Raw genomic sequence first — 17,711 nt, 5'->3', positions numbered from 1 at the left:
GAAGAGTGCTTTATGATTGTAGCAAGCGTCTAGGTGCGATGACAAGTCTCTCAGAAAATCAATTAGGGCAAAGGCATACTATCGCATACTATATGGAAAGGTCTTGACCACGATTCTGGAGCCGACTAAGCTGCCCTTATAGTGACAGTCCCCTTGTGGAGCCTCCTAATGGGTATTCAAGTTGTTGCCACCACTCCCTTCAAGGATCAAAAACCCGGCACCTCTGGGTTGCGTAAGGCGGTACCTGTTTTCCAGCAGCCCCACTATCTAGAAAACTTTATTCAAGCGATTTTTGACACCATTGAGGCACCGCAGGGGCAAACGCTTGTTTTAGGGGGTGATGGCCGTTACTTCAATGCTGAGGCGATCCAAGTCATCCTCAAAATGGCTGCAGCCAATGGCTTTGCACGGGTCAAGGTGGGGCAAAATGGCATTCTCTCAACGCCAGCCGCCTCCTGTGTGATTCGCAAGTATGGGGCGATCGGTGGCATTATTCTCTCAGCCAGTCACAACCCCGCCGGTCCACAGGGAGATTTTGGCGTTAAGTTCAATATTGCCAATGGCGGCCCTGCGCCAGAGAAAGTGACCAACGCGATCTATGAGCGGAGCCTTGCCCTCACCAGCTACAAAATCTACACAGCCCCCGATGTCAATCTGCACACCCTTGGGGAGTTTCCCTTGGGTGAAATGATTGTTGAAGTCATTGACCCGGTCGCCGATTATCAAACATTGCTGGAGACTCTTTTTGACTTTGATTGTATTGCTGAGGTCATTCGCACCGGGAAGCTGCGCCTTGTCTTTGATGCCATGCACGCGGTTACGGGACCTTATGCCCATCGGATCATTGAAAAACGCCTAGGGGCACCCCAAGGCACGGTGCAAAATGGTGTGCCGCTACCGGACTTTGGTGGTGGTCATCCCGACCCCAATTTGGTCTATGCCCATGACTTGGTGCAGCAACTCTTTGGCGAGCAGGCTCCTGATTTTGGTGCGGCCTCCGATGGCGATGGCGATCGCAACATGATTTTAGGGGCTAATTGTTTTGTTACCCCTAGCGACAGCCTTGCGATTTTGGCCGCCAATGCCACCCTGGTGCCCGGCTATAAAGACGGCTTAGCGGGGATTGCCCGTTCGATGCCCACGAGTCAAGCGGCCGATCGCGTTGCGGCCAAGCTGGGGATTGACTGTTATGAAACCCCCACGGGCTGGAAGTTCTTTGGCAACCTCCTCGATGCCGGTAAAGCCACTCTCTGCGGTGAGGAAAGTTTTGGTACTGGCTCCAACCACGTGCGCGAGAAAGATGGCCTCTGGGCTGTGCTCTTTTGGTTGAATATCTTGGCCGTCCGCCAAACCTCCGTGGCCGAGATTGTCAAAGCCCATTGGCAAACCTATGGCCGCAACTACTACTCCCGCCATGACTACGAAGGCATTGAGAGCGATCGCGCCCACACCCTGATGAGCCAACTGGAGCAAAAACTGCCCAGCTTCGTGGGTCAGACCTTGGGTGCCTACACCGTGGCCACTGCCGATAACTTTAGCTACACCGATCCAGTGGATCACAGCGTCAGCCAAAATCAAGGGATTCGGCTGATTTTTGAGGATGGCAGTCGCATTGTCTATCGCCTATCGGGAACGGGAACCCAAGGGGCAACACTACGGGTCTATTTGGAGCGCTTTGAACCCAATCCTGCCCAGCAGCACCTCGATGCCCAAGTAGCACTCGCCGATTTAATTCAACTGGCCAATGAAGTGGCGAATATCCAAGGCTTAACGGGGCGCGATCGCCCCACGGTCATCACCTGATCGCTATGAAAATTCTCCATGTGTCCGATATTCACCTGGGCAGTGGCCTCAGTCATGGCCACATTAACCCGGCCACCGGCTTGAATACGCGCCTTGAGGATTTTATTGCTGCTCTGGCCACCTGTATTGACCGTGCCCTCAGTGAACCCGTTGATCTGGTGCTCTTTGGCGGTGATGCCTTTCCCGATGCCACGCCACCCCCTCTCGTCCATGAAGCCTTTGCCAGCCAATTTCGCCGCTTGGCGGATGCCCGCATTCCCACGGTTTTGCTGGTGGGTAACCACGATCAGCACGCCCAAGGACAGGGGGGCGCGAGCCTCAGTCTTTATCGCACCCTTGGGGTGCCCGGTTTTATCGTGGGCGATCGCTTGGCTACCCATCGCATTGAAACTCGCCGGGGTAGTGTTCAAGTCATTACCCTCCCTTGGTTAACGCGATCTACGCTCCTCACTCGGCCAGAAACCAGTGGCCTTTCCCTTGCGGAGGTGCATCAACTGCTCCTAGAGCGGCTGCGCCTTGCCCTTGAGGGGGAAATTCGCCAACTTGATCCGGCCTTGCCCACTGTCTTACTGGCTCATGCCATGGTGGACACCGCCCAGTACGGCTCTGAACGCTATTTGAGTGCCGGCAAAGGTTTTACGATTCCCCTGAGTTTTTTGGCGCGCCCCTGTTTTGACTATGTTGCCCTTGGCCATGTGCATCGCCATCAAGTCCTGTGTCACGATCCACCCGTGGTCTATCCCGGCAGCATTGAGCGGGTGGATTTTGGTGAAGAGGGGGAAGAAAAGGGCTATGTCTTAGTGAACCTTGCTAAGGGCAAAACAGAATTTCAGTTTTGTCCCCTACCCACCCGCCCCTTCCGCACCATTCGTGTGGACTTAACCGAGCTGGAACTGGATCCCCAAGCCGCCCTCTTGGGGGCGATCGCCAGCGGGGAGATCAGCGGGGCTGTGGTGCGGGTCATGTATCAACTGCGCCCCGATCAAATTCCCCTGATCAACCTCCATGAGCTGCAAAAAGCACTAGAGAGTGCCCACAGCGTCAGCCTTCTGCCCCAACTAGTGAATAGCCAGCCCATTGCCCGCCTGCCAGAAGTTGCCCTCGAACAGTGCCTTGACCCCAGCCATGCCCTGCAACTCTATCTGGATCATCACCCTGACCTTGAACCGCTGCACCAAGATCTGCTAGCGGCACTCCAAACCCTTAATGGCCACTCTGAAGAAGAGAGTCAAGACACTCCAGAGATGCCGCGATCGCCTGAAGGGCGCCCTGCGCGAATGCCCGAACCTGTGATTCAGCAACTGAAATTGCTCTCCTAGCCTGAAGTTAAGCTTTGACTCAAGTCCGGTAGGCTAGGCTGGAGTTAGGCATTAAAAATTGTGTTTGAATTTGCGAGATTCAGCCATGACTCAGACTCCCGTTAGAAAGGTTACCTTTGCGTAGTTCCTTGATTATGATGCGGCAGATCATCGCATTGAATTAGAAAATGGCGAAATTATTACCATGCCAACCGGTAGCCCCCTACATATCGCAATTATCCGATTTTTATTCACCACGCTTGAAAACGAAATTAAGGGGAATCATTTACCCTTCGAAATTTTCCCCGGTGGCATTGGCGTGCGCACTGGCTTGCGAACATCACGGGAACCAGACTTATGCATTTTGCACCGCGAAGAATGGGACGCTCTGCGCAAACAAAATCCGCTTTCGGCGATCGTCGAACGCCCACCGCTTTTAGTGGTAGAAGTGGTTAGTCCGGGCAATGGGAATCGCGATCGCCCAAAGGGCGCGCTTCGCGATCGCGACTATCACACAAAACGTCGAGAGTATGCCGAAATGGGCATTCCTGAATATTGGATCGTTGACCCTGAAGAACAAAAGATGGTGCTTTGCGTTGTAGTCGGTCAATCTTATCAGCTCACCGAATTGCAAGGACAATCCCTAATTCGATCAACGCTACTCCCGCAATTGGTGTTGAGGGCTGAGCAACTCTTCAACCTTGAGCACCCCCCCAAAGCAGTGGTAACTTTTCTCAGAGGTTAGGGCGAAAGCCCATGGCTTGGAATCTGAGGGAGACAGGGCAAGAGGGTGCTCGGCATCTTGGGCAAACTTTTTCTTCTAGCTTGTTGACATTTTTTCTCATCTGCCTTAGGCTAAGTTTTAGTGTTCTCCTCTCTGAGGAATCGGCAGGCGGGGTCAGTCATTGCGACGACCCCATTTTTTCTTTAGTCGCTACGGTTGATCCTCAGAAAGCGCTCGATCTCCCGCCCCTTCGGGGAAGTTAACTATTGCCAAAGATTTGCAAATTCTTGGTAGGGAATATGGCGGCTACAGTACCACAGCACGGTATAGGGAGCCATCAGGTAGGGTTCTTCTTGCGCCTTAAAAACCGCAATTTTCTGGCAAACCCACGGGATGACTGTAGTTGAGATGTAGGGAGTTAGGGGCTGCTGCAATTCATCGAGAGCCGCTAGGCCATAGTAAAAGCCGAGAATATCTTGGGTTTCCTGCGCCTTGACCAAGAGCGATCGCAGGGTCGCCAACACAAGGGGATGCTCAGGGGAAATGCGGTGAAGGGCGCGCACCGCCGCCATCAATGTTTCCAGATCGTAGGCCTGCTGCTCAATGATTAACTCAAGGGTGTCAATGGCTTGGGGATGATTCGGACTAACAATGCCAAGGGCGCCGGCAAGGGCAATCTGGTGGGACTGCACCGTGGCTAAGCCCAAATAGCGCTCTAGTCGGCCAACAACCTCCCACTGCCGCACCCCCGCTTGGTGTAAACAGCAACTGGCAAGGATCACATCCTCTAGGTATGAGGAGTTACGAAAAATTTCTAGGGCAACATTGCTAGCTTCAACCGCCCAACGGCCTTTTGCCGTAATCAGAACAGAGGCGATCGCCAGTTTCAGGCGGTTAGACTGTTGGGGATAATGGAGCAGCCGCTGTAAAAACTGCTGTAGGCGCTCTCCCGTGGTGCTGTCCCAAACGCTCCTGACCAGCTTGGCATCTAGCTCCTTGAGAAATTGCTGACACTCCGCTAATAGCTCTTCGCGCACTTGGGGCTTGGTGTCTTGGCGTAAGGTATCCTCTAAAACTTGAAACGCTGTACTGAGGTGGCTGACATTGGGATATTGCTGCGCAATTAAAAAAGCGGCACGGACACGGGGGAGACCCCGCTGCTCCACCACCAAGGATTCCAAGTAAGGCAGCAGCTGTTGGCTAGAGATCCGCGGTAGAAGTTGCCGAGCCTCAGCCTCTAGGGCAGGAAAGAAAAAGGCCAACTCCGCTTGAGGGGAAAAGCCACCGATAGTGCGTTCGAGGCCGCAGACCCAGTGGGCAACATTCGCAAAGGCATCTTGGTAGTTTTGCTGTGGCCTTTGGGGACTGCAACCCCCAGGAATTGCTGTCACCCAGCGACTAGGATCCTGGGCGTGGGGCAGGAGTTGCGCCAGTTCCAGTTGCCAGCGACACCAGTAGAGGAATGCGGGAAATTTAGAAACCCTTGGGGAGGAGCGATCGCCCCCAGACACACCAACTGTAACAGCAGGGGCTTCTGATCGGCGTAAATGGTGCCAGTGGGGGCAGCGCGCTTGGGGATGGCGGCAAATTAAGGGCAGCGCTGATGTGCCCGGCAGATGATCATCGCAGCAACTCAGTTCGCGTAATTGCGATCGCGCTTGAGCTACAGCGGCATAGAGATCTGCACCGCCGTGAAAGTTCTGTAAAAAGTACTTCAAAAACAACTCAGCGGCAATATTCGGAACTGCTTCGCGCATCACGATCGCGTGGGGCAAGCCCAACTGAATCAAAAACTGTCCTAGGGGAATACTGTCGCAGGAATTAAAGATTGCCAGTTTTAGCCCCTGCGCCACTGCGGTTTTAAGCGTCTCATAAAGCCTGTAAATCTGTAATGGTTCCTCTTCATTGTTGATAATAATGCCATTACCCTGACTATGCCCAGCAAAAAAGAGAATGTCCCAGGGCTGACACCACAGGGAATAGAGTTCACTTAATTGGGGCGATCGCAGGCAGTGGAGTTCGACATTGGGTAACGCCCTGAGAGCCTCAAGATCCCCCTTGAGATCAAGGTCGCCACTCGCGCCAAAAATTGCCAGAATCCGTACTCCCTCATGGTGCGCTGTCGAAGACTTCAGGGACTGATACACCATTGGTGAAAACACCACATCCAGATTGCTGTGTTGGCGAATCGGTGTCCAGTCGTGCCATGGATAGTGCCACAGTTCAACAAAATCTGTCTGCACAGAAATGCGGTGAATCTCGTTCATCGGCGGCGGCAAGATAAAGTTGCCTAGGCCAAAAAATGAAGTCTGCTCCTTAGAAAGTGAAGTTTGCTCATTGATCTGTTCCTCGCAGAGATAACTGATGCGCGTATTGTGCAACCACGTGCCAAGGGTAGTCACAAGGTCAGTGTAGTTTTGCCGTACCTCTTTAAGGAGGGTGGGTTGCTGAGTACCAATGTTCGTAATCTGGTTACCGCTAGCCCCCAGACGAGTATTCTTCGCATAGCCGTGATAGGCGTCGCGCCACTGCCGATACCGGTGCGGAAGGTGAGGCATTGCTGGAAACTCTACAGGATACACCCCATAGGCATCCACTTGGCTTTCTGTCCCCAATAATAGGCGACCCTTGAAGGAATGCTGCTCAAGGCAACCCCCGTAGATTTCAAGACAGACGTGTTTCATCGCAGCGGCAATCAAAAAGAGCCAATGCAGCTAGACAACAAAAGTTTCCGTGATCTTAGCATCTCCATAGGCCAATGTGATGCCAAAAGTTTCGCCAATTTGTCCCCAAAACTTGTACTGCACCGCTTGATCCTGCTGCCGACTAGTGACTTGGGCAAAGGTATTGCCATTGGCCTCAGTAATCATCAAAACCAAGTCTGGGGGCAACGTTTCACCTACCTTGAGGGCAGTGACGCGCACAAGAATATTGGCAGACATCGTATCTCGCGGCAGTACGGCCATGACCAAGCCGAAGGACTGTCCGCCGAGGGCAAGACCCAAGTCCACGGTACGAGTTTTCCACACCCCTGCTTCTGGGGCAGTGGCATCTTTAGCGTGGAGATATTCTGCCGCCATCCAGCGCAATCCTTCATCGGCAGTGGTGGCAATCAGGTCTTTGAGGAGGGCAACCGCTTGGCGACAATCCTCCGTTTCCAAGGCTTGGCGTAATTGAGCTTGAGCTTGCATGGCTTCTAAGGTGTCATTGGAGCGCAATGCCCACTCTGGCGATGTCCAGCCCAGCTTCCAACTGATGTAGGGATTGAGCATCGCGCCCTCCGCCAGCAACTCCTGCGCCTCTTGCCACACTTGACCCAACAGGTTACTCACGCCCTTGGTCTTGGCATAAAGCCAGAGACTCAGCCGCTGCGGATGACAGGCCAAAAAGAGATCAAGGCGATGGCGAGGTTGCCCAATGATGTGCAGCCATTCCTCTAGGGGCAACACCAAGCGGGGCAAGAGCATCTCACCACTGGCAATTTGCTGAAGCGTGGCTGTGGGAATCGCAGTTGCGGCAGGTGATGGAACAGGGATGTGATGGCAGGCCGGCAAGGCAGCGAGGAGGGGCACATCTTCGATCATGTCCTCGCGATCGAGGGTGTAGGTACGGCTCAAGGCATCAATGGCAGAAGGATTCACACTGCTGCTTGGTGCATAGCCCCAGAGTCTGACCTGCGCTTCTTCGGCAAAGACTTGGACGCCTAGGATGTAATCGGGTTTCCAAGCAGCAATGTGCAACCATTCCTGAGGAATGCGGCACTCGTCAAGCTCTATAGAAGTATCAGGCACAATCAACACTTGACCAATGGCGGTCGTCAAGAGGGTGCCGTTGACAAACTCCCAGAAGATGGGCAGTTCGACGGTGGAGAGGAAGGGGTCGGCACTAATGCCCATTGCTGCGAACCAGTTACGTACGGCTACATAGGCCATCGCATTTATTCGCACACTGCCACGACGGTAAGCGCGGGCAGCCGCTGTGATCTGCTCAATCCACTGGCGATCGCCAGCATCTGCTAAATCAATGTGAACGTGTTCCGTGTGCGCCATCGGTGGCGCATCTATAGCAGTGAGAAACGAAAGTGATAGCGATGTCATGGTTCCTTACCTAAGTACAACAACTCCCAAAAGTTCATACCGTTTACAAAACAGTCAAAATGCACCCTCATAACGACAGTGTTCTGCCATACCTACCTGATCACACCGCTGACAAGACCCTGCTAACACTTTATAACCCTCCTTCAACCACAGGTTGACAGCCACTGTTGCCTCCTTAAGGCGTTCAGGATGCGTGGGTTGGTTAAGGCCGGCGAGTACCGCTTTCGCCAAATGACCACGAATCCGCTCTAGGGCACGAGACACTTGATATTGTTTTGCAAAGCCTAAGTGCTGGGCAATTGCTTGTTGGCTGACCTGCTCGCAATAGTACAGACAAAACACCTGACGACTAGTGTCATCCAGTGCTGCAATCGCATTTTTCATCATTTCAAAGACCCGTTTAAGGGTTTCCTGTTCTTCCTGTTTCAGGGTTGCTTCCCAAGGCGTATTTCTTCCTTCTAGGGTGTCCCAAAACCTTTGCTCAGCAGGATTCACCACCTGTGGTTGGCGATAAGCTCGCAAGGCAGCGATCGCTCTGTGGAGCAGGGTTTTAACTTCGCTAGGGGTTACAGCGGGGAGATCAGGACAACATTGACGATAGGTTTTAGCCACCTGAGCCAGCAGTGCCTGATCGGGAGCAGTGGTCTGATCCGCCAACTCCTGCCACAATTCGACAAGGGCACAGATTTGACGAACTCGATCTTCTGTGTATCCTTGGTTCCCCAAGGCTGAGGAGAGAGAACGCAGACCACTGTGTTTGAGTAGGCCCCAATCTGATTTCCGAACCCCCACCAGCGCAGCATACACACCGTCATAGATACGGAGATAGGCATAGGTGGATAGCCGCGTACCCCGCTCGGGCTTAAATTTGCTCAATAACTTGAGGGGATCATTAGTGAGACAGCAAGCCTGCTGAAAACAGTCACTGACCTGATGCATCCCGCCCAGTTTCTCCCGCAGGGTCATGGCTACAGACCAACTAGTTTCTTGGAGATAGCAAAATAGACCCCGCTGCCAGTACTGGGCATCATCATGGTTCGGCTGACTCTGTAATTTTTGGAGGAGGAAGACAGCCGTCGACTCTGGCTCCTCGAGGTTGTACCCCGCTGCTGTGAAGTAGGCCTGTAGTTGGCGATCTCGATACCAGCGCGGGCGATCGGAACCGTCAAATCGGAGCAAAGCAATGAGTTTATCGCAGGGTTGGCGTGTCATCAATCGCTCTCACTAGATATCAATCAAAGGACAACCGTACGAAGAAACGTGACTGCCTGTTTTATTCACTCCTCATTATTCATCCATCCTCCTGTTACAACCCTCTATTCATTTATCCAATGGCGTTTTTACAAATATGCACTCGCCTTGCAGATTTTAGAAAAAATTTTTCACCAACCTTCGTGGCGGCTAGCCCCCACTCTATCAACTCCTAGCGTCACAGGGGGAGGATGATCCATATCACAAGTCAAGCGTGTTTTCTGTGGCACACTACGATCAAGATTTGCGATATGCCCATGTTTAACCCACTCACCATTCGGTTTTGGGGCGTGCGCGGCAGTATTCCCTGTCCCGGTTCCCACACTGTCCGCTATGGCGGTAACACTCCCTGCGTGGAAATTCAAGCTAATGGTCAACGCATCATTTTTGACGGCGGTACGGGTTTACGGGTTCTGGGGGAGCACTTAATGAGTCAACATCCGGTGGCGGCACATTTATTCTTTACCCATACCCACTGGGATCATATTCAGGGTTTTCCCTTCTTTCAGCCCGCCTTTGTACCGGGGAATCAGTTCCATATCTACGCAGTGCCGGGGAAAAATGGTCAGGGCATTGAACGACGACTGAATGATCAAATGCTGCACCCCAACTTTCCTGTCCCGTTGCAGATTATGGGGGGAGATTTGCGTTTTTATGACTTGGAGGCGGGCGAACAGGTACACCTAGGCGGCGGTGTGGTGGTGAGTAATGAAGCCCTGAATCATCCGGGTGGGGGGGTGGGCTACCGTGTGAGTTGGCAGGGTATCCATGTGGCCTATATCACAGACACGGAGCATTTGCCTGATCAGCTGCATCCGGGGGCGTTTGCCTTGGCCGATCGCGCCGATGTGATGATCTACGATGCCACCTATACCGATGAAGAATACTATCACCCGCAGCAGAGCAAGGTGGGGTGGGGGCATTCCACATGGCAGGAGGCGGTTAAGCTTGCCCAAGCCGCCCAGGTCAAGCAACTGATTTTGTTTCACCATGACCCTAGCCATGATGATGACTGTCTAGATCGCATTGGTGAGTTGGCACGGGCACGATTTCCGCAGACGCTGCTGGCTCGCGAGGGGCTAATGATTTCCGTCTATCCAAATGTGATACACTTCCCGGCGACGCCTCAAGCAAGTTAGTCCTGTGTTGCCTGTCGTTATTTTGCCGGGATATTTAGCGGCTGCCCCTGAGTACTACCCACTGCGGGATTATCTGCGGCAATTGGGGTTTGTGGCGGAGGTGGTGCCCCTCAGGGTACGCTCGTGGTTTCCCACGTTGGGGGGGCGATCGGTGGCGCCAATTTTACAGGCCTTGGATACCACCATTCAGCATGTTCTGAATGCAACAGGGGCGTCCGCCGTGCATCTCATTGGCCACTCAGCGGGGGGCTGGATTAGCCGCATTTATCTAGGGGATCAACCCTATGAAGGCCAAGTTTGGGCGGGTCACAAATGGGTGCACACGCTAATCACGTTGGGTACTCCCCATCGGAGTCAGGAGCGTTGGACGCGCCGCAATCTTGACTTTGTGAACACCACCTACCCCGGCGCCTATTACCCCAAAATTCGCTATGTCTGTCTGGCGGGCAAGGCTATCTATGGCACACCACGCGGTTCGTTTGCCAATTGGTTTACGTATCAAAGCTATAAACTCACCTGTGGCGAGGGTGCCTGTTGGGGAGATGGGGTGACACCAGTGGCAGCAGCCCACCTTGAGGGGGCAGAGAATCTGGTCTATGAAGATGTGCTCCATGCGCCTCGCAGCCGCTTGCGCGATCGCCCCGATGCCCCTTGGTACGGCTCCCCAGCAATTGTCGCTACTTGGCAGCAGTATTTGAAAGCCAGTTAGAGGGCACACCGCTCAAATTGCCAGCGGTAAACGGGTAATCCTTTACTGAGGACACATTTTTCCCGTTCTGTCGCGACGGGCCAAGGACTCTGGGGTAACCAATCGGTACAGGTTGAGCTAAAGGCGGCATGGGCACGAAACTGTTGCACCATTGATTCAGCCACCTCAAAGACATCTGACTGAAGGACAACACGCCCACCAGCGGGCAGGAGTTCGGCAAGGGTGGCCACCAGTTCAGGGGTGACGACGCGGCGTTTATGGTGACGGCGCTTGAACCACGGATCTGGAAACTGAATCGTGACGGTGTGCAGGGGGAGTCCGCCGAGGATTTTGCCCAAGTGGACATTGGCATTGCCCCAAAGGTAGTGGAGGTTCCGAAGTTGCTGGCGATCGCGCCGCTCATTGGCTGCCACCACCAGCGGGTAGCGAATTTCCAGACCCAGAAAATTTTGCTCTGGATACAGTGCTGCCATTTCTAACAAGAACGTGCCCTTGGCACAGCCAATATCGAGATGTAAAGGCTGCGAAGGTTGCTCGTAAATCGTTGACCAATCGGGAACAGCAATGTCCTGCTGGAACTTTTGACTGAGAGGGTTAACGTGTTGTCGCACCCGTACCGCCATGGCGCGATCGCTCATCCAAAACTCCCTAATGTACTGCCGCTATAGCGTAGCGTATATCACTGCAAAGTTAGAAAAAAACTGCCCTCAAACGCTGAGGACAGCAAAAACCACCTAGGGCAATGGGATCGTTCAGCGGCGTGGTACGACCCCAAACTTATTGGCAGGCGAGTTACTCCTTCAAGAAACCGCTGTAGGCTTCCATGCCATGCTCGCCGATGTCCAAGCCTTTGAGTTCCTCTTCTTCGGAAACACGAATGCCAAGCGTTTGTTTCAGAGCCAGCCAAAAGATACTGGTCAGCAGTACAGTAAAGCCACCGACTGTTAAAATACCGATAATCTGAGCAATCAACTGAGTCACTCCGTGGCCGGTGAGCAAGCCTAACTCTTTGTCAAACAAGCCAACAGCTAAGGTACCCCAAGTGCCGCAGACCAAGTGGACAGAGGTGGCACCAACGGGGTCATCAATTTTGATGCGGTCAAAGAAAAGGACAGAATAGACCACAATCACACCGCCAATGGCACCAATGATCACGGCACTCCAGTAAGACACACCTGCACAGGGTGCTGTAATGGACACTAATCCCGCCAGAATACCGTTGATAATCATGGAGAGGTCAGGTTTACCAATGGCTAGCCAAGCGGTAATTGTTGCCGCAACCCCACCGGCTGCCGCCGCCAAGTTTGTTGTGACTGCGATGTAGGGTACAGCTTCATTTGCGGCCAGTTCAGAACCAGGGTTAAAACCAAACCAGCCGATCCAGAGGATCAAACACCCCAGCATGGCAAAGCCCATGTTGTGGCCGGGCAACGCCCGAGGCGTACCATCTGCGGCATACTTGCCAAGCCGTGGTCCTAGGAACGCAGCGCCCATCAGTGCCGACCAACCGCCTACGGCATGAACCACCGTTGAACCGGCAAAATCCTTAAAGGCAATATCTGGGCCAAGGAAACCAATGTTGCTGAGAAGGCCACCCCCCCAAACCCAGTGACCCGTAATGGGGTAAGAGATACCAGTGAGCAGGAGGCTGAAAATCAAAAAGTCAACAAACTTGATCCGCTCGGCCACTGCCCCAGAAACAATGGTGGCTGCGGTTCCTGCAAAGGCAGCTTGGAACAGAAAGGCCACAGCGATGGGTAAGCCCTCCGGAAAGGGATCAAGACCGTAGGTTTCGGGGTTTTCACTACTGAGGAAAAAGCCCCCCAGGCCAATAAAAGCATTGCCCTCGGTACCAAACATGAAAGAGAATCCGATCGCCCAGTAGGCAAGGGTGGCCAAGGCAAAAACAATGAGGTTCTTAGAAAGAATGTTGACAGCATTTTTCTGGCGGCAGAAGCCAGTTTCCAACATGCCGAAGCCAGCATTCATGAAAATCACCAGAATGGCTGCAATGAGTACCCAAATGGTGTTGAGTACGCCTTGAACGTCTTCAGGAGTGAGGGGTTTATCCTGTGCCTGAGCAGCCACTCCCCAAACAGCCACAATGATTAAAGCTAGGGGAATGCAGGCGACAAGGGCTGGCGATCGCCAGCGGAAATTGGGCTGCCGGTCAAGGTTGCGTAACGGGCGCTTTTGCCGTCTCGCACGTTTCAGTTTTAACTTGGACATCGCTTTCATTCTCAACGATTATGGAGTAGAGTTGCACATGAGTTCAGCGGAGGAGAAATCGCAGTTGCGGCACCATCGCGCCAGAAAGTGATCTGGCTGTTGTTTGGCTGGAGCTGAGCAAAGCATTGACCCGCAATTAACCTTTGATTGCACCAGTTCTCACAGTGGAAAATCTGTATCGGGTTATACATTTACCTTGACGGCCAAAACCGCCTATCCTAGGAAAGGCAAATAGCTTCAAGTTTGCGGGTAACGTTCCTCTAGGTGTGAATGGATACGATCTGGGAGTTGGATTTTTATTCCCGTCCCCTTGTGGATGAAAACAACAAAAAAATCTGGGAATTGCTGATTTGCGATCGCCAGCAACAATTTCAGTTCAGCAAAACTTGTGCCGGAGCTGAAGCCAATGCCCGCTGGTTAGAAGCTGCCCTCAAAGAAGCCATGGATCAATGGCGGCAGCAACTGGGACTGGCAAACAGTGCTCAACCCGATCGGGTACGTTTTTTCCGCCGAGCCATGACCAGCATTATTACGCGGGGGGGAGAAGCGGCAGGATTAGTGATGGTGCCCAGTCGGCGCACGTTTGCCCTCTATGATTGGCTGCGCGATCGCGCCACAAACCTCTATCCAACCCTACCCAACTACCAAGCCGATCTGGCAACGCCACCCCAGTTGATCCTCCCTGCGCCTCAACCTTTACCACCAGCCCTGAGGGGCGATCGCTGGCAATTCAGTGGTCTTCCTCTGGGGGAAATTAAAACGGCTGGTGAATGGGAACTGCCCTTTGGTGAGGTACCCCCACTGCCCTTTTTGACCCTCAGTGACGATACGCTACTGCCGGGGTTAATTATCTATTCGCAGCGCGCACTGCCCTTGGCGGGTTGGCTGTCGGGATTAGAGCCGGCCTATTTGAGTTTTGAGGAAGAACCTCAACTGTTGCTAGTGTTGGAAACAGGAGCGAGCGATCGCTGGGTACTCATCAGTGGCCGCAATCCCCAGATTCAGAAAGAACTGGCCGCCTTTAGGGACGCCTGTACCCAAAGCCAAGGCTTGCATTTCATTGCCGTGAAGGAAAGACCAGAACAGGAGACCCTGCAAGGCTTTTGGTTGTTGCAGCAAACACCCGAAGTCTAAAGTTAAAGCGAAATTAGAGCAGCTTCTCCAAGCCATAGATCAAGCGCTTGAGCTGCCGTACTTTGCGGATTGCCAGCAGTACCCCCGGCATATAGCACTGGCGATCGCTGGTGTCATGGCGCAACGTATAAATTTGCCCCGGTGCGCCAAAAATCACCTCCTGATGGGCAATCAGTCCCGGCAAGCGCACACTGTGGATGCGAATCTCCCCCTCTGTACACGCCCCGCGGGCACCCCTGAGATGTTCCGACTCCTGCACTTGCGGTGGGTTAAAGGTTTTGCCCAATTCTGCTAAACGCTGCGCGGTTTGAATGGCGGTACCACTAGGAGCATCAGCCTTTTGGTTGTGGTGCAGTTCAATGATCTCCACATGGTCAAAATACTGGCTCGCCCGGATGGCCGCCTCCTGCAGTAACACCATACCAATGGAGAAGTTGGGAGCAATCACCCCCCCCATATCGGCTTTGTCAGCAAACTCGGCCAGATCTTCAATTTGTTCTGGACTCAAGCCCGTTGTTCCGACCACAGGATAGATACCGTAGGCGATCGCCATGCGCACATTTTCGTAGACGGCTGTGGGATGGGTAAAATCCACCATCACCACCCCTTGTTTTTCTTGGGCAGCGGCGACACACACCTCTTGCAAGCTGCCACTAATTGGAATGCCCAGCGCCCCTAGCCCTAGGACTTCACCAATATCCTCCCCCACCTGCTTGCGATCAACAGCAGCATAGAGGGCAGTGTCGGCAGCCTGTTGTACGGCTTTAACGACCTCGCGCCCCATTTTGCCGAGAGCACCGACAACAATGACCGGAATGGGTGTACTCATTCAAAACTCCGAACCGCGGCCATTGGCTAGGATAGCGCGATCGCTTGGCGATACAATAATTTAATATTCATAATGGTCAAGATTTATCCTAAGGGCACAATGTTAGTTTTCTCCTTTCCTGAATTAATCGAGCGTTGCCAAAACTGGATGCCTAAGCGACCAGGCTACGCCGTTTGTCCTTTGGATCACCACAATCCGGAACTAGCCTCTAGCCTTTATCGCATTGAACCCGGACAAGCCAATTATCCCCACTATCACCATCGAGGCGATGACATCTTTCTGATTGTGTCGGGAGTTGGTGAACTCATTACCTGCCCGATGACGCCTCCTGCGAGTTCTGTGGCAGCAACCGCCTTGATCCGTACCCCCGTGGAAACCGGCTCCTATGTCCATGTGGATGCCCAATGTCTCCATTGGCTGCGGAATCTTTCTGCCGATCAGCCGTTGTATTACCTTAACATTGCGCCCCTATCCCACGAGGGCGATCGCGTCGATGTCACCATTGAGGGCTGGAGCTAAGAAAACAGTTATTCACCCTTAAACTTACTGGCTGCTTCCTCAAAGGCCTTGCTCAACTCATCCCACGCACTCTGGAACCCTGCTTTGAGGGACTCCCAAGCATCATCGCCCGCTTCTTTGAGGGCAGCCAATTGCTGAGTAATCTCATCGCGTTTGGCCTTGAGGGCTTCAATTTTAGCTTCAATATCTGCCTTGACATCTTCACCCGCTTGATCCGCCTTTGCCTTGAGTTGGTCAAGCTGGGCACCGAGTTGTTGCAGCTTCGTTTCCATTTCGCCTTGGTAGGTCAAGCGATCGGACATACAACTATCCTCCCTTGCTCAAGATAAATACCTACGATGACTCAAAGCACCCTAGATGGATAACAATGCAAGGGTGGCATACTCCGTGCCATGGGATCAAGGCATTGGGGATATTTTGTAAAAGTTACTTTCATTTCCACACAAAGCGAATTAAAAAACTAAAGAATAATTAAAAAATGTATCTAATCATTTTATTTTGTGTAGTGTGTCGAGAAATACAGTCAAAGAACTACAGAGAAATCTATACTTTTCATTAGAAAGTCAGGGGAATACTCTGCATTAACCGCAGCCTGTTTCTGCAACGCAGAGTGATAAGTAAGCTAACTTCACACTTTTTAGAATGAGGAGCAACTTTGTATTTCTGTGTTGAGTCCCTGTGAAATCGGCTAAATCTGAGTTGAGGTTGCATGTCGTGGAGTGAGGAAGCGCTTTTCAAGCATCTAATGCAGAGGTCTGTACCAGCAGTGCTTGGATTTTTAAGGGGGAATCTTTAATTGTTTCTAAAATTTTCAGCTTTTCCGAATATTGTTTGTTAGCTTGCAGGAGTAAGTGCCTGACTTGATTCTAATCACTGAATCACGGACGCCCAGTCAATTCACCTGATCTAGTAATTAAAGTTATTCAGTGTTTCGAGGCGAAAGAGATGACAATTGAGCCAGTCAATTTTATGGCAACGATGGTACGGCGAGTCCAGTTGACCGATGCAGACAAATCCCTGTTGGCGGAGGCCGCGCCGTGGGGAAAGGAAATTGCCCCCCAAATGGCCGACATTTTTTATGACTACCTAGGGCGGGATGAAGAGATGAATGCCATTCTCAACGCCACAGAAGGACGCATTCATCGCCTCCATCAAACCTTCATCGACTGGTTCCATGAAATGTTCACAGGGATGGATGGTTGGGGCAAGGCCTACGCTGAGCGACGCTGGAAAATTGGTCTGGTTCACGTGCGCATTGGCATTGGGCCACAGCATGTGGTACCCGCGATGGCAATTGTTGTCAACGCCGTGCGGCAAAAGTTAAGGGAAGCCAACAAATCCGAGGCTCTCAGTGATGCCCTAGGCAAAATTTGCATGATTGATCTTGCCTTTATTGAGCAGGCCTACTTCGAGGTGTCTTCCCAAGCGGTTCTTAAGGAAACCGGTTGGACCCAGGCACTGTTTCAACGGCTAATTGCCACAGGGGCTGCTGCCATGTAGGTCACCTAGCAGTCATTGTTCAAAAAGTTCCCATATCTTTACGAGGATTAGATTATGCCAATTAATGCCGCAAAACTTGAAGCTACACTGCAAAACTTTGTTGCCAATGCCAGTAATGTCCAAGGAGCCGCCCTTGTGTCTCCCGATGGTCTGACGCTGGCGGCAACCTTGCCGGGGGGAATGGATGATGAACGGGTGGCAGCGATGTCAGCGGCCATGCTGTCGTTGGGGGAACGTATTGGACGAGAGCTAAGCCGGGGCAAAATCGAGCGCATCCTTGTAGAGGGTGCCAGTGGGTATGGCATTCTCACCAGTTGTACCGAAGATGCGGTTTTCCTTGTGCTGGCGGATGCCTCTGCCAAATTGGGCATTATCAACCTTGAAATTAAAAATGTTCTGGCTGAATTGCAAACCCAACTTATGGGTATGGGGCAAGCCGTGAATGTTTAGACCAGCCTGATTCCTCTGTGTTTTGCCGT

Annotated in this window: 16 protein-coding genes; 9 read left to right on the top strand and 7 right to left on the bottom strand. The window is 52.6% G+C overall.

Annotated elements, in window-relative coordinates; all coding sequences use genetic code 11:
- The first annotated feature begins 168 nt into the window (after positions 1-168).
- The 3 genes from RHH27_RS07010 to RHH27_RS07000 all read left to right on the top strand — a co-directional run bounded on the left by RHH27_RS07010 (position 169) and on the right by RHH27_RS07000 (position 3,846).
- Complete coding sequence (locus tag RHH27_RS07010; protein WP_302677888.1) at positions 169-1,803, top strand: alpha-D-glucose phosphate-specific phosphoglucomutase; 1,635 nt, start codon at positions 169-171, stop codon at positions 1,801-1,803.
- A 5-nt stretch (positions 1,804-1,808) separates the two neighbouring features.
- Positions 1,809-3,122 carry an exonuclease subunit SbcD gene (gene sbcD, locus RHH27_RS07005; RefSeq protein ID WP_302677887.1) on the top strand — a complete coding sequence of 438 codons (1,314 nt, stop codon included), beginning with the start codon at positions 1,809-1,811 and terminating at the stop codon, positions 3,120-3,122.
- A 184-nt stretch (positions 3,123-3,306) separates the two neighbouring features.
- Positions 3,307-3,846: a Uma2 family endonuclease gene (locus RHH27_RS07000; RefSeq protein WP_302677886.1), complete on the top strand. Its 540-nt coding sequence runs from the start codon at positions 3,307-3,309 to the stop codon at positions 3,844-3,846.
- A 242-nt stretch (positions 3,847-4,088) separates the two neighbouring features.
- Here the strand turns inward: RHH27_RS07000 and RHH27_RS06995 are convergent, their stop codons facing one another.
- From RHH27_RS06995 to RHH27_RS06985, 3 genes are read right to left on the bottom strand one after another with little or no spacing between them, the layout of a single operon-like run.
- On the bottom strand, positions 4,089-6,509 hold the full coding sequence (locus tag RHH27_RS06995) for a CHAT domain-containing protein (protein WP_302677885.1): 2,421 nt from the start codon (positions 6,507-6,509) through the stop codon (positions 4,089-4,091).
- Between the two features lie 30 nt (positions 6,510-6,539).
- A complete protein-coding gene (locus tag RHH27_RS06990; protein ID WP_302677884.1) occupies positions 6,540-7,922 on the bottom strand; it encodes a DUF1822 family protein in 1,383 nt (460 codons plus the stop codon).
- Positions 7,923-7,976: 54 nt separating this feature from the next.
- Positions 7,977-9,134, bottom strand: coding sequence for a sigma-70 family RNA polymerase sigma factor (locus RHH27_RS06985; protein ID WP_302677883.1), 1,158 nt, complete (start codon positions 9,132-9,134; stop codon positions 7,977-7,979).
- Between the two features lie 290 nt (positions 9,135-9,424).
- Here RHH27_RS06985 and RHH27_RS06980 point away from each other — a divergent pair, with 290 nt between their 5' ends.
- Positions 9,425-10,312 carry an MBL fold metallo-hydrolase gene (locus RHH27_RS06980; RefSeq protein WP_206199539.1) on the top strand — a complete coding sequence of 296 codons (888 nt, stop codon included), beginning with the start codon at positions 9,425-9,427 and terminating at the stop codon, positions 10,310-10,312.
- A 4-nt stretch (positions 10,313-10,316) separates the two neighbouring features.
- Positions 10,317-11,021 carry a triacylglycerol lipase gene (locus RHH27_RS06975; protein ID WP_302677882.1) on the top strand — a complete coding sequence of 235 codons (705 nt, stop codon included), beginning with the start codon at positions 10,317-10,319 and terminating at the stop codon, positions 11,019-11,021.
- Here RHH27_RS06975 and trmB read toward each other — a convergent pair.
- Entirely contained in the window at positions 11,018-11,659 is a 642-nt protein-coding gene (gene trmB, locus RHH27_RS06970) for a tRNA (guanosine(46)-N7)-methyltransferase TrmB (RefSeq protein ID WP_302677881.1), read from the bottom strand. The genes RHH27_RS06975 and trmB overlap by 4 nt on opposite strands.
- Positions 11,660-11,813: 154 nt before the next feature.
- Positions 11,814-13,259 (bottom strand): ammonium transporter, encoded by a 1,446-nt coding sequence (locus RHH27_RS06965; protein WP_206199537.1) that lies wholly within the window; start codon positions 13,257-13,259, stop codon positions 11,814-11,816.
- 261 nt (positions 13,260-13,520) lie between these two features.
- Here RHH27_RS06965 and RHH27_RS06960 point away from each other — a divergent pair, with 261 nt between their 5' ends.
- Positions 13,521-14,384, top strand: a complete 864-nt coding sequence (locus RHH27_RS06960; RefSeq protein ID WP_302677880.1) for a Tab2/Atab2 family RNA-binding protein — start codon at positions 13,521-13,523, stop codon at positions 14,382-14,384.
- Between the two features lie 13 nt (positions 14,385-14,397).
- On the opposite strand, the gene dapB is transcribed toward RHH27_RS06960, so the two are convergent.
- Complete coding sequence (gene dapB / locus RHH27_RS06955; RefSeq protein ID WP_206199535.1) at positions 14,398-15,213, bottom strand: 4-hydroxy-tetrahydrodipicolinate reductase; 816 nt, start codon at positions 15,211-15,213, stop codon at positions 14,398-14,400.
- Positions 15,214-15,360: 147 nt separating this feature from the next.
- Between dapB and RHH27_RS06950 the strand changes: the two genes are divergently transcribed.
- Positions 15,361-15,732, top strand: coding sequence for a cupin domain-containing protein (locus tag RHH27_RS06950; protein WP_225901514.1), 372 nt, complete (start codon positions 15,361-15,363; stop codon positions 15,730-15,732).
- 8 nt (positions 15,733-15,740) lie between these two features.
- On the opposite strand, the gene RHH27_RS06945 is transcribed toward RHH27_RS06950, so the two are convergent.
- Positions 15,741-16,034, bottom strand: coding sequence for a hypothetical protein (locus tag RHH27_RS06945; protein ID WP_206199533.1), 294 nt, complete (start codon positions 16,032-16,034; stop codon positions 15,741-15,743).
- 643 nt (positions 16,035-16,677) lie between these two features.
- On the opposite strand from RHH27_RS06945, the gene RHH27_RS06940 reads away from it, so the two are divergent.
- Positions 16,678-17,232 carry a protoglobin domain-containing protein gene (locus tag RHH27_RS06940; protein WP_206199532.1) on the top strand — a complete coding sequence of 185 codons (555 nt, stop codon included), beginning with the start codon at positions 16,678-16,680 and terminating at the stop codon, positions 17,230-17,232.
- 54 nt (positions 17,233-17,286) lie between these two features.
- Positions 17,287-17,682 (top strand): roadblock/LC7 domain-containing protein, encoded by a 396-nt coding sequence (locus RHH27_RS06935; protein WP_206199531.1) that lies wholly within the window; start codon positions 17,287-17,289, stop codon positions 17,680-17,682.
- Positions 17,683-17,711: the final 29 nt, after the last annotated feature.

It is taken from the genome of Thermosynechococcus sp. PP555 (assembly GCF_031583225.1).
GTDB lineage: Bacteria > Cyanobacteriota > Cyanobacteriia > Thermosynechococcales > Thermosynechococcaceae > Thermosynechococcus.
The sequence above is the reverse complement of the archived record's forward strand: the minus strand, read 5'-3'. Positions and strand labels throughout refer to the sequence as shown.